The sequence below is a fragment of the Streptomyces soli genome, assembly GCF_003999195.1.
Taxonomy (GTDB): Bacteria; Actinomycetota; Actinomycetes; order Streptomycetales; family Streptomycetaceae; genus Actinacidiphila; species Actinacidiphila soli.
This window is the reverse complement of sequence record NZ_RJVR01000055.1, coordinates 1-11,377: the sequence shown is the minus strand read 5'-3', so window position 1 is coordinate 11,377 and position 11,377 is coordinate 1. Positions and strand designations below refer to the sequence as shown.

Here is an 11,377-nt window from a genome sequence, read left to right as displayed (position 1 = left end):
GATTGATGGCCGGCGAGAGGCACCTCCACGGAGGTGTCGGCCCGGGGCGGCAACCCCGACCGAACGTCTCACCGGCCATCGGTACTCCAACCCACCAACGCCATGCCTAGTTCCTCCGGACCGTGTAGTCGTGGAGAGATCAATTGAGCAGGGGACGTCCGTCGAGGACCCCCCAATCAGGCAACGCAGTTTGCGGCCTCGGGACACCTCAACCAGGTCACCGATCACCGCCGGTCGGCAGGTGATGGGCGAAGGCGGTCATCGTACGAGCAGTCCGCACCAACAGACTCTCCGGAGGTCCCCAAAACATTGCCTGATACGCCAGTAGTATGTGCCGACTCCTCACCTATGCGACCCAGGACCGGATCGAGCCGGTGAGGCAGGCCGGCCGGTCCGGTCCGCGGGCGGCGGGCGGCCTCAGCGACGGGTGCCGATGATGTACTGCTCGTAGTTCCGGCTGTTGTGGGAATCCCCCTCCACGCTGTTGTTGCTGTTCGGAGAGTCCACGGAGTTGTTAGGATTCGCAGCGTTGTTCAGATTGCCGGTCACGTAGATGTTTTGACTGTCCTTGAGGTTTCCGCTGTTGGCGCACAGGCGCACCGCCCGGTCGCAGCGAACTTTCGCTTGGATCTCGGTCAAGGCCGTGGAGCGGCCGGCCCAGGCCGAGTCGGCCGGACGGGCGAGCGCCGTAGCTGCCCCGCACAGCAGCAGGCCCCCGGCTCCGGCGGTCACGACGGCAAAGCGCGCGGCTTGTTTCATTTCGACCTCTCGATCTTCGTACATCCCCGGGGGCAAGAGAAGGACCGCCCACCAATTGTTGATGCGGGGCCGCTTCCACGCCACTCGGCAGCGGCTAGGCCGGGTGCGTCGGGGACGCACGGTCGTCAGCGCCCTAATCGCGGTGGCCGCCTGGCTCCCGGACGGCCTGGAGGGTGTTGCCGCTGTCCACGCTGTCCCCGGTGGCGGAGTTACCGGAGGCCGGGGAACCGTTGATGCTCGACAGATTGCCGCTGTTGTTGGGATGGCCGCGGTTGATGAAGTTCCCGCTGTCGAGGCTGTTGCCGCTGCGGATCGACCCGTTCACACACTTGACAGAAGAACGGTAGGTAAAACCGATCAGCGGCCCGCAGAGAACCCCGGAGCTCGCACTCACCACGGTGCCCACATCGGCTCCGCCCACGGCATGGATCAAGGACTGCTCACTGCCGACGTGAGCCGCAGCCGCTCCCTGGGCGGTACCCACCAGCCCCAAGGCCCCCGCCATGACGACTCCTACCTGGACGATTCGGCTCACTTGCCCCACGCTTCCCGCCGTGCCTGCCTCGGTGACGCTGCGGTTATACACCAGTACACCCACTCCCGGTGGGGGGCCTACGGCCTGTCCCGGCCCCCTCCAGGGCCTGGCTTCCGGAAAACCCCCCGGATGGCCCACCGGGACGTCGCGGTTAGCGCGGACTCCGCGTCTACCAGACTAGGGCCTGTTCTGAATTCGGATCATGGTGGGGGCGTCAGGCTGCGGAGCCAGATGACGGAGCCGCGTAGGTGTAGGCCGGCTTCGTAGCTGGTGGGGGTCTTGTCATAGCGGGTGGCGAGGCCCCGCCAGTCTTTGATCTTGTTGATGGCGCGTTCGACGGCGTTGCGGTCGCGGTACAGGTCCGGGTCGTGGCTCACCGGCCGGCCGCCTGCCCTTCTTCTTGCGGTTGGCGGCCTGGTCGTCCTTCTCCGGGATGACCGCCCTGATCTTGCGTCGGCGCAGGTAGGTGCGGGTGCCGCGGGCGGAGTACGCCTTGTCGGCGGCGACCGCGCCGGGGCGGGTGCGGGGCCGGCCGACCGGGCCGCACACCTTGATCTTGTCCACGACGGCGGTGAACTGCGGGTTGTCCGCGCTCTGGCCTGGGGTGAGTACGAAGGACAGCGGACGGCAGCGCCGGTCGGCCGCCAGGTGGGTCTTCGTGGTCAATCCGCCGCGCGAGCGCCCCAGCTGGGCTGCCTTGAGCCGGGCCCGACGGCGTCGGCGCAGGCGCCGCTTCTCCTCCCGCCCGGCATCCTCCGCGTCGTCGACCTCGCCGTTCTGGTCGGCTATTGCCCTGGTTCGTCTCGTTGCAGCAGCCCCTTTTCCTCCGCGACGGCTTTCTCCAGCTCCTCCAGCAACTCGCAGTCCACCACCATCCCGGCGGCGTGGTGGTGTGCACGGGCGACGGTGGAGTCCACGCTGACCAGCGACAGGTCGACCTGGCCACGCGCGGCGGCCTCGGCGATCATCCCTTCCATCAGCGCCTGGAACACGCCCTTGCGCGCCCAGGACTGGAACTGGCCGTAGATGGTGGACCAGTTGCCGTACTGCTCGGGAATGTCCCGCCAGGGGCTGCCCACGCGGAACCGCCACATGACCGCGTCGAACTGCCGCCGCAGGTCAGGGATCGGGCCCGTCGCCGCCATCGGCAGGAACGGCTCGACCAGCTCCCACTCACCATCCGTCAGATCACCACGCGCCATGGCCTCCTTCTACCAGCGACAGCCCAGCAAAGGAGCCCGAACCGGCGAACTCATGATCTGAATACAGAACAGGCCCTAGCCGTATCAAGGACACGCGCGCCGGGGCGGTGGAGTGGCTGCGTCAACTGGCGGCCGCCCGGGGCGGCGAGGTTGAGGTGGACGAGTACCGCATCCCGCGCTCGTGGGTGCTGCACCGTGGTGACAGCTATCCGGTGCGGGAGTGGTTCGACGTCGTCGCGCCGACGATGGCCCGGGACAAGGTGCGGCCAGGCTTCGCCGGGGCGTGGCGGACGCTGGGCCTGGGGGCGGAGCAGTTGGCGATGGCCTGGCCGTGATCGAGAGCCCGCGTTCCGCCCGCATTATCCAAGGTGGGGCAAGAGCCGGCGCCGCCGAGGTAGACACCCCACCCACTGTGCGTGTATTATTATGACTGTCGGTTGCGAGGTCGGCAGACAACACGATTGATGTCCGGAGAGAGGCACCTCCAAGGAGGTGTCGGCCCGGGGCGGCAACCCCGACCGAACGTCTCACCGGCCATCGGTACTCCAACCCACCAAGGAAGGAGTGCCTCCATTCTACGGGCCGCCGGCCCGTATGAGCAGTCCGCACCGACAGACTCACCGGAGGTCCCCACCATGGCCAACAAGCCGCTCAACCCGCAGGTCCGCATCCACGACGGCCGCCCTGTGGTCAACCGCGACTGGATCGTCGAGCACACCGGAGCCAGCCGCGTCACCGCCGCTTTGTGGTACTCCAAGCGCAACGAGGTCCCCGCCGTCGAAACCGGCGCCGACGGCACGTCCGAGCAGGTCGCACGCCACCCGGAGAAGGCGGTGACGATCGCCCGGGTCGACTTCTACGACCAGCAGCAGTTCAAGGCCTTCTACGCCGGCCTGCAGGACCGCAAGAAGAAGAAGCTGCTGCCCACCGACCCGGAGCTCTACGACGGCGACGTCGAGGACCGGATCTCCATCAACCAGGCCGCAGCGTGGTTCAACTTCGCCGGTCCCGGCGTCATCCGCAAGTACCTCGGGGGCAACCCGGGTTACTTCCCGGAGGCGGTCGGCACCGTGGAGGGCCCCACCGGCCGGCCGATCCCCGCCTTCCGCCGCGCCGACCTGCAGGACTTCGACCGCAGCGCACCGGCGACAACACCGGCGCCGCCGGACGCCCCGCCGGACCCCAATCCCGTGACCGCAAGCCCGAGACCGAACAGCGCATCGCCACCGCCCTCGCCGAACTGCGCCACAACGGCTACCACCGCGGCATCGCCGCCGCACTCGCGGCACGGCACAACGAACCGACCTGGAAATGGGAGCGCGCCGTCAAGGAAGCCCGCAACCAGCACGACAGCACCGACACCTCCGCCGCTGGCTGATGAAGGCCAGCCACGACGGCGGGGACATCGGCCGAGGCTGCTGGCCAGGCCGGAGGCGAGCCGGGCGTGCAGCAGGGCTGCGCCTGGACACGCGCCTTCGAGGCACACGCCCGTGAAGCACGCACCTGGGCGGCCTCGCGCCTCGCCCACGAAGACGCCGCCCAGCTCGCCGGCGAACTGTTCATCGCGGTCTTGGCCACACAGCCCGGCAAGGTCACCGTGACCGTCTCCACCGCCGGTATCCGCGCCCGCATCGCGGCCACCGGCGATCATGACATGTCCTGTCTCAGCATCCACTCACCGGGAGGCGGCATCGTCCGCGCCCTGGCAACCTTGTACGGCACCGCCCCGGACGACCGTGGACTCTGGGCCGAAGTCAACCTGGAGAGGACCACATGAATGCCGAGGAGTCAGTGCCCGAAGTGGGGACGTGGGCACGGGACGTGAGCCGCGACAAGGTCGGTTGCGTCATGGGGCACGTAGGCAGCCACGTGCAGTTGCGCCCGCGCGGCGGAGGCCAAGACTGGGATGCGGCGCCCGCCGACCTGGAGCCGGTCCCCGCGAGTGAGCTGCTGCGCCCGCGCGTGGCCGAGGCGAACGCGCGCAGCCGCAAGGGCTCCCGATGAGCGCCCCTGTGCCTCGGCGGGCCGAGACCGCGAGCAGCGCCGGCGCCATGGTGCCCGCCCTCGCCTCTGCCGCCAGGGGCCGCGCCCAGACCGCGTACCGGGCGTTCCTTGGGCCGCCCTCAGGACTGCCCGGACTGCGCGGCCCAGAGCGGCCGTTGTGATGCCGCGCAGCAGCGGTGCCAGTACCGAGGCTTCGGCGGTGGCCATCAGCCCGCCTGCCCGTCCTGGCGGCCGGTGTCGGCCGGGCCGCTCTGCTGGTAGATGTCGGGGATGCCGTCGGCGTCCTCGTCGAGGTTCTCCTCCTCGTACAGGCGCCGGTAGACGGTGTTCCTGCGGCGCAGGAGCAGGGCGGCCAGCGTGGCGGCCATCACGGAGCCGATGAGGACGGCGGCCTTGACGTGCCCGTTGACCTCCTTCGTGGGGAAGGCGAGCTCGCCGATCAGCAGGGCGACGGTGAATCCGATCCCAGCCAGCGCGGCCAGGCCGAAGACGTCGGCCCAGGCCAGATCCGGGTTCAGCTGGGCGCGAGTGAAGCGGGCGGCCAGGTAGGTGCCGGCGAAGATGCCGAGGATCTTGCCGATCACCAGACCGAGGACCACACCAAGCGGTTCGGGGCTGGTGAACACCTTGCCCAGCGCGTCGCCGGAGAGGCTGACCCCTGCGGCGAACAGGGCGAACAGCGGTACGGCGACGCCGGCGGAGAAGGGGTGCAGCAGATGCTCGGTGCGCGCGCCGGGCGATGCCTTCTCGCCCTCCTCGCGGGTGGTGCGCAGGATCAGACCCATGGCGACGCCGGCGACGGTGGCGTGCACCCCGCCGTTGTACATCAGAGCCCAGGTCGTCAGGCCGAGCGGCAGGTACCACCACCAGCCCCGTACCCGCTGCCGCTGGAGGACGTAGAAGAGGATGAGTCCGGTGAATGCCCCGGTCAGAGCCCAGGGGTTGAGGTCGGAGGTGAAGAAGACGGCGATGATCAGGATGGCGCCAAGGTCGTCGACGACCGCGAGGGTGAGCAGGAAGGCCCGCAGGGCGGTCGGCAGGTGGGTGGAGATGACCGCCAGGACCGCCAGGGCGAAGGCGATGTCGGTGGCCATCGGCACCGCCCAGCCACCCAGACTGCCGCCGCCGGCTGCCGCCGTGGCGGCGTAGAGGGCGGCGGGTATCGCCATGCCGCACAGGGCCGCGATGACCGGAAGGGCGGCGGTGGCGGGGGTGCGCAGCTCGCCGACGACGAGTTCCCGCTTCAGCTCGATCCCGGCGACCAGGAAAAACACCGTCAGCAGCCCGTCAGAAGTACAGTGGCCGACCGACAGATCGAGACCGAGAGAGGGGATCCCGAAGTGGAAGTCGCGGATGGCCTCGTAGGTGCCGCTGAACGGGGTGTTCGCCCACACCAGTGCCACCACCGCGGCGGCCAGGAGGATCAGGCCGCCGACCGTCTCCGTTTGCAGGGCCAGGACGACGGCCTGCCGCTCGAGCAGGGGCAGAAGGCCCAGGAACAAAGAACGGGATCGCGGGGCAGCTGCCATGACGGCGAAGACCTCCGGGCGGTCGGGAAACGGACACAGCGGATCCAGCCGCCGACCAGACTTCCCGAGCACACCCCGCGCACCTTGACGCGTTCTTTACACAGGGCCCCGCGCGGGTGAACCCCGCCGGCGCGGGCGGGTTTCCGGCCCGGTGCGGGAGGGGGGTCAGGTGATGGTGGGCGCGATCATCCACGCCGATACGCAGGACTGACCTGGTCGGCAGGCCCGGCGGGCCGAGTCAGCCGGAGGCGGCGGCGCGATCTGTGGCGGGCGTCTCCTCGGCCTCGGCTTCCGCAGCGGCGTTGCGGATGCCGCGCGGGCGCCCGGCCTTGACCCACATTTGGTACAGCACGGCGGCGATGGCCAGGGCCGCGGCCAGGGAAGCGATCGGCTCGCCGCGCGCCAGATTGACCGCCAGCACGAAGGCCACCGCGACCGCGCCGACGACGTTGACCACCAGGTGGCCAAGGTGGCGCTCGCGGGCGGAGAAGCGCGCCATGGCGATCAGCCCGGCCAGGAAGGACATGAACACCGACACCGCATAGAACAGCACCAGCCGCTGGTCCTGGCCGCCCGCTGCGGCGATGACCACTCCGGAGATGCCCAGGAACAGCAGTACGCCCCAGTACGGGGTGTGGTGGCGGTTGGTCGTGCCCCACACCGCGGGCAGGATCCCCGCGTCACTCTTCTCGCCGTGGCGGCGGGCCAGGGCCTTGAGCAGGCCGGGGCCGGCCTGGAACGAGGAGGACGCGGCAGACAGCAGCAGCATCGCGGTGACCAACTGGAAGACGGCATACAAGCCACCGGGGGCGGCGCGCTGGGCGAGGTCGGCGATCTGGGTGCTGTCCGGGGCGGGGATGCCGATGCGCAGGTGGACGGCCTCGGCGGTCAGGCCCAGGGTGATGCCGCCGACCAGGAGCAGGGTCAGCCACAGGGTGACCTGGCCGAAGCGGCGGCGTCCGGCGTCGTCGAGCTGGCCGAGTTGGGCGATGGCGGAGGAGGGGGCCTCGACGCCGGTGGCCAGGGCCATCGCGACGGGGAAGGCCAATGCCACGGCGAGCGGCGCCCAGTGGCCGCCGCTATGGGTGATGGTGCCGGTCGGGTGAACCGGGGCGCTGATCCCGCCGACCAGCACGGCGACGGTGATGCCGATGAAGGCCAGGGTCATGAGCGCGAATATCGCCCGCCCCAGATGGCCGAACCAGGTCAGTCCTGCCACCGCCGCGGTCAGCACCAGGGCCAGCGGGATCCGCCAGGGGGCCGCCGCGGGCAGATAGGCGATGATCGCGGAGGCGCCGGCCGCGGAGCTGATGGCGATGGTCAGCACGAAGTCCACGATCAGCGCGCCGATCGGGATGAACGCCCACGCTTCGCCGAACGCCTCACCGGCCGCGGCCGCGGCCCCGCCGCCCTGCGGATAGCGGGCGACCAGCTGGTGGTAGTTGACGATGACCAGCGCGATCAGTCCGACCACCAGGCCCATGGTCGGCAACAGCAGGTTTAGGTCCCCGTGCAGGGCCCGCAGCGCGGCCTCGATCGCATAGGCCACCGAGGAGACCGGGTCGGCCATCACCGCGAACGCGAACGCCACCAGCAGCACCGGCCGGGCATGCAGCAGACCCCCAGCCCGAACCGGGCGAGGAACAAGGTGTCGGTGGGTCGGATTCATTGAGGCGGGGCCTTCCTGGTCCACGATGGGCACGACTACCTGCACCGCCGACCAGACTTCCCGGCACACCAAGAAAGGACCTTACCGCCTCCTTAACACCCCACCCCCGCGGTCTGCGTCCCGAGCGCGATCAACCCCGACGGCAACGTCATCCGACTCGTCCAGCCCTGATCGCCCCCTCCGCATCGAGGCCCCACGGCAAGCCGCGGACCCCGCCTGCCGAGGCGTTCCCCCTCGGTGGCGAACCACCATGATCCGTGCGGGTCGGCCCGGCATCAGCGCCGGCGGCGGTTGTGCCCGTCATTCTCGGCGGTGACGCGGGCGGAGGTCTCCTCACCGAGCTTGACGTAGTGGCCCAGCGTCCCCAGATGTGTGCCGGGACTTGGCCTGCAGCTCCGGGGCGGAGCGGCCCTTCTCCGCGAGGTGCTTGAGACCGGAGTGCCGCAGCTGATGAAGCGTGTAGCCCTTGCCGTGCGGGTCGTGCAGCTTCGACGCCTGCTTCAACAGGTACTCCACCCGCAGGTAGGACAGCCGGCCCCGACCGGTGGCCGGGACCATGTCCACCAGGATGGCCTTGTCCCGGCCGCGGGTGACCTTCCCGCGCTCCAGGTGCCGGCCCGGGTCGGTGGTCAGCCAGTCCTGGCGCCGGGCGTACGCGGCGAAGGAGTTGAGGGCCGACAGGCGCTTGTTCCAGCTGTTCGCCGCTCGCTGGTACCAGCGGGCCATGACCGCCCCGTACACCTCGCACGACAGCTCGCCCGTCGGGAAGTCGTCACCAACCAGGGCGCGGAGCCGGGCGAGGGTCTCAGCGTACGTGGCGCGAGTGCCGGGGTCGTCGCGGAAGCGGCCGAGGAACCGGTCGACGGCGACGATCAGCGGCACAGTGCCCGACGGGCGCGGAAGCAGGATCACGCCGCGACTCCATCCCCATGGGCCAGCCGCTGCTGGTCGATCACTACTCCTACAACTGCGACCGCAACTTCCGGGAACGAACGCACCGCATGGAGGGCAAGGCCATCGCCGAAGGCGAGCGCGCGGCCTACCTCGCCAGCCGGGTCACCGAGGTGTGCACCACCTCGGGCAGCAGACTGTGCCGGGCCAGCAGTGCTCCGGCTTCAGCCGCCTGCCGCTCGCCGTACGCGCTCAGGGGTACGTCCGTCCAGCCGGTGAAGCGGCCTTCGGCGTTCGTGGTGCTCTGTCCGTGCCGCAGCAGCGCCAGCGCGCCAGGGGCGGGATGTCGGTCAGGCACGGTGGCCGGACGGCTGGTTCGCGGCGCGCTTGCGGGAGGCGTCGATCTCGGCGTACGCGGCGTCCCGGCCCTCCCAGTGGGAGCCCTCGACGGACTTGCCGGGCTCCAGGTCCTTGTAAACCTCGAAGAAATGGGTGATCTCCATCCGGTCGAACTCGGGGAAGTCACCGATGTCCTGCACGTCGGTGTGGCGCGGGTCGTGGGCGGGGACGCAGAGCACTTTCTCGTCCGGCCCGTTCTCATCGCGCATCACGAACATGCCGATCGCCCGGCACAAGATGGTGCAGCCGGGGAAGGTCGGCTCACCGACGATGACCAGGGCGTCCAACGGCTCGCCGTCGCGGCCCAGCGTGCCGTCGATGTAGCCGTAGTCGGCCGGGTACTTGGTCGAGGTGAACAGCATCCGGTCCAGCCGGATCCGCCCCACCTCATGGTCCATCTCGTACTTGTTACGGGACCCCTGCGGGATCTCCACGATGACGTCGAATTCCACTACGACCTCCTAACCGGTTACCGGTCGCCTTCAGATTCCCTCTCCTGCCGCCCGTTACGGGCGTACCGCGTGGCTGCCGGGCAGTCCGGCGCAGACGCGCCCGTCCAGCAGCGTCGGGACGCGCAGGCGCGCCGCGCAGCGGTCCTCCCTGGCCGGATGCTCCCCGACTCCCGATCGCCCAACGTCCCGGAGCGGGTCACAGCCAGGTCAGGAGTGCGTAGCCGGCGGCTGCGGCGGCGAGACCGAGCAGGAGGCTGCCCAGGGCGTTGAGTCCGGCTTCGGCCAGGGAGCCGTCTTCGAGGAGGCGGACAGTTTCGAAGGTGAAGGTGCTGAACGTTGTCAGCCCGCCGCACAGGCCGGTACCGAGCAGGAGCATCACCGAAGGCGGCAGGCCGTGGGCTGCCGCGGCTCCTGCCAGCGCGCCGAGGACGAACGAGCCGACGATGTTGACGGTGAACGTGCCGAGGGGAAACACGCTGTCATGGCGGGCCTGGACGGCCTTGTCGGTGAGATACCGCAGTGGGGCGCCGATCATGCCGCCCAGGAACACCATGAGAACGGGCATCAGCGCATCTCCTCGGCGGCAGGCAGAGGCACGCCGGTGAGGTGGGAGACCGCCTGCACCAGGTCAAGGGTGACCAGCGCCTGGGGGACGATGTCGTGGACCTGTGGGAGGAAGGCACGCACGCGGTCCTCCTCGTCGATGACCACGACGGTCAGGGGCAGGTCGTCGGCGAGGTCGAGCAGGCGGCTGGTGTGCACGAGCGAGGAGGCACCGAAGCCCTCGAAGCCGCGGAAGACGCTGGCGCCGGCGAGCCCGGCGCGGTGCGCGCGGTGGACGATCTCGGTGTAGGCCGGCCTGTGGTGGTACTGGTCCCACTCACCGAGGTAGACGGTCATGCGCAGGACCGGGCCTTTGAGGGGCGCGCGGGGCGCGCGTGGGGGGAGGTCGTCGTCCCCGTGGTGGTGCCGGGGAAGGTGCGGGTTCATCGCGAACTTCCTTTACGGGGCGGATCGCCGGGTGCGGCGGGTGGCCATGCCGGCGGGGGTGCGGAGGGTGTCTGGTCGCGGCGGCTGGGGCCGCGGCGCACCCGTAGCCCGGCGGCCCGGCGGGCCACCGCGATGCCTGCCCAGACCGCTACGAGTCCGGCGATGAGGCTGGTCAGGGCGTAGGCGTCGGCCATCGACCAGTGAGTGCCGGCGAGCAGGTGGCGCATCTCCACGGTGTAGGTGGAGAAGGTGGTGTAGCCGCCGAGAATGCCGACGCCCAGGAACGGGCGCACGTACCGGGAGGGCGGCCACACCTCCAGGACGTAGACCATGAGCAGTCCCAGGGCGAAGCTTCCGGAGATGTTGGTGACGAACGTCGCCCAGGGAAACCCCAGGTCCGCGGTGGGCCAAGCGTGGGCGATGCCGTAGCGGGCGATGCTGCCCAGTCCGCCACCCACGGCGATGACCGCCAGGACATCCCACTGCCGGGACCGCCGGCCGCCGGGAGGAGGCTCCTGGGGCGGGGCCTGCGGCTCGGCGCTGACCGCGATATCAGGGTCGACCGGCAGCGTCTCAGCAGGGGGCAGGTCGTCACGAAGCCGGTCCTCCGGGCCTTCTCGGCCCCAGGTGCCTTCTCCGCCGGACATGCGGCACTTCCCTTGCACGGGCTGGGCTATGGGTCCGACGGTGGCCCACGCGGCGCGGCGGGCCACCCTCGCGCATTGCACCGGCCGCAAGAGAACGCCGCAGGGCCATATGGGCTCCAAGTACTACGGCCCTGCTGCGGAGAGGGGCGGGATGGCCGGGGCATGATCTTCTCCTATTGGCCAACCGCAAGGTCCGAAGCGTAAGGCCCCTGGCCGAAGCGGCCGTCGGGGCCGCTGAGCGCCAGCACACTGCCGTCCCCGGGGAGAAGACCACCGCGAAGCTGGTCCACACCCTGGCCG

15 protein-coding genes and 3 pseudogenes are annotated in these 11,377 nt (G+C 70.0%); 7 read left to right on the top strand and 11 right to left on the bottom strand.

Features of this window, described 5'->3' with window-relative positions; all coding sequences use genetic code 11:
* Positions 1-417: 417 nt before the first annotated feature.
* The 3 genes and pseudogenes from EFK10_RS03690 to EFK10_RS52525 all read right to left on the bottom strand — a co-directional run bounded on the left by EFK10_RS03690 (position 418) and on the right by EFK10_RS52525 (position 2,496).
* Positions 418-783, bottom strand: coding sequence for a hypothetical protein (locus EFK10_RS03690; RefSeq protein WP_127354332.1), 366 nt, complete (start codon positions 781-783; stop codon positions 418-420).
* A gap of 109 nt (positions 784-892) precedes the next feature.
* On the bottom strand, positions 893-1,084 hold the full coding sequence (locus EFK10_RS52530) for a hypothetical protein (RefSeq protein ID WP_322973272.1): 192 nt from the start codon (positions 1,082-1,084) through the stop codon (positions 893-895).
* Positions 1,085-1,494: 410 nt separating this feature from the next.
* Positions 1,495-2,496: pseudogene (locus tag EFK10_RS52525) on the bottom strand (IS5 family transposase).
* A gap of 107 nt (positions 2,497-2,603) precedes the next feature.
* On the opposite strand from EFK10_RS52525, the gene EFK10_RS03675 reads away from it, so the two are divergent.
* The 5 genes from EFK10_RS03675 to EFK10_RS46955 all read left to right on the top strand — a co-directional run bounded on the left by EFK10_RS03675 (position 2,604) and on the right by EFK10_RS46955 (position 4,661).
* Complete coding sequence (locus tag EFK10_RS03675) at positions 2,604-2,831, top strand: hypothetical protein (RefSeq protein ID WP_127354331.1); 228 nt, start codon at positions 2,604-2,606, stop codon at positions 2,829-2,831.
* A 300-nt stretch (positions 2,832-3,131) separates the two neighbouring features.
* The gene (locus tag EFK10_RS03670) at positions 3,132-4,097 is read left to right on the top strand and encodes a hypothetical protein (RefSeq protein ID WP_127354330.1); all 966 of its coding nucleotides are present in this window, start codon (positions 3,132-3,134) and stop codon (positions 4,095-4,097) included.
* Positions 4,067-4,273, top strand: a complete 207-nt coding sequence (locus tag EFK10_RS03665; RefSeq protein WP_127354329.1) for a hypothetical protein — start codon at positions 4,067-4,069, stop codon at positions 4,271-4,273. The genes EFK10_RS03670 and EFK10_RS03665 overlap by 31 nt, the downstream gene beginning before the upstream one ends.
* Positions 4,270-4,500: a hypothetical protein gene (locus EFK10_RS03660; protein WP_127354328.1), complete on the top strand. Its 231-nt coding sequence runs from the start codon at positions 4,270-4,272 to the stop codon at positions 4,498-4,500. The genes EFK10_RS03665 and EFK10_RS03660 overlap by 4 nt, the downstream gene beginning before the upstream one ends.
* On the top strand, positions 4,497-4,661 hold the full coding sequence (locus EFK10_RS46955; RefSeq protein ID WP_164835807.1) for a hypothetical protein: 165 nt from the start codon (positions 4,497-4,499) through the stop codon (positions 4,659-4,661). Before EFK10_RS03660 ends, EFK10_RS46955 begins: the two co-directional genes overlap by 4 nt.
* Positions 4,662-4,706: 45 nt before the next feature.
* On the opposite strand, the gene nhaA is transcribed toward EFK10_RS46955, so the two are convergent.
* The 3 genes from nhaA to EFK10_RS03645 all read right to left on the bottom strand — a co-directional run bounded on the left by nhaA (position 4,707) and on the right by EFK10_RS03645 (position 8,610).
* Positions 4,707-6,029, bottom strand: coding sequence for a Na+/H+ antiporter NhaA (gene nhaA, locus EFK10_RS03655; RefSeq protein WP_127354333.1), 1,323 nt, complete (start codon positions 6,027-6,029; stop codon positions 4,707-4,709).
* Positions 6,030-6,267: 238 nt separating this feature from the next.
* On the bottom strand, positions 6,268-7,629 hold the full coding sequence (locus EFK10_RS03650; protein ID WP_127354327.1) for an APC family permease: 1,362 nt from the start codon (positions 7,627-7,629) through the stop codon (positions 6,268-6,270).
* A gap of 402 nt (positions 7,630-8,031) precedes the next feature.
* Positions 8,032-8,610: a site-specific integrase gene (locus tag EFK10_RS03645; RefSeq protein ID WP_206305291.1), complete on the bottom strand. Its 579-nt coding sequence runs from the start codon at positions 8,608-8,610 to the stop codon at positions 8,032-8,034.
* On the opposite strand from EFK10_RS03645, the pseudogene EFK10_RS53060 reads away from it, so the two are divergent.
* Positions 8,574-8,699: pseudogene (locus tag EFK10_RS53060) on the top strand (DUF3560 domain-containing protein); the annotation flags it as partial. The gene EFK10_RS03645 and the pseudogene EFK10_RS53060 overlap by 37 nt on opposite strands.
* Before the next feature lie 38 nt (positions 8,700-8,737).
* Here EFK10_RS53060 and EFK10_RS03635 read toward each other — a convergent pair.
* The 5 genes from EFK10_RS03635 to crcB (EFK10_RS03615) form a co-directional block, all read right to left on the bottom strand.
* A complete protein-coding gene (locus EFK10_RS03635; RefSeq protein ID WP_127354326.1) occupies positions 8,738-8,947 on the bottom strand; it encodes a histidine phosphatase family protein in 210 nt (69 codons plus the stop codon).
* On the bottom strand, positions 8,940-9,440 hold the full coding sequence (locus EFK10_RS03630; RefSeq protein ID WP_127354325.1) for an inorganic diphosphatase: 501 nt from the start codon (positions 9,438-9,440) through the stop codon (positions 8,940-8,942). Before EFK10_RS03630 ends, EFK10_RS03635 begins: the two co-directional genes overlap by 8 nt.
* Positions 9,441-9,636: 196 nt before the next feature.
* Entirely contained in the window at positions 9,637-10,005 is a 369-nt protein-coding gene (crcB, locus tag EFK10_RS03625; protein WP_127354324.1) for a fluoride efflux transporter CrcB, read from the bottom strand.
* On the bottom strand, positions 10,005-10,340 hold the full coding sequence (locus EFK10_RS03620; protein WP_240676970.1) for a DUF190 domain-containing protein: 336 nt from the start codon (positions 10,338-10,340) through the stop codon (positions 10,005-10,007). Before EFK10_RS03620 ends, crcB (EFK10_RS03625) begins: the two co-directional genes overlap by 1 nt.
* 86 nt (positions 10,341-10,426) lie before the next feature.
* A complete protein-coding gene (crcB, locus tag EFK10_RS03615; protein WP_127354322.1) occupies positions 10,427-11,077 on the bottom strand; it encodes a fluoride efflux transporter CrcB in 651 nt (216 codons plus the stop codon).
* A 176-nt stretch (positions 11,078-11,253) separates the two neighbouring features.
* Here crcB (EFK10_RS03615) and EFK10_RS49460 point away from each other — a divergent pair.
* A pseudogene (locus tag EFK10_RS49460) lies at positions 11,254-11,377 on the top strand (IS110 family transposase); the annotation flags it as partial.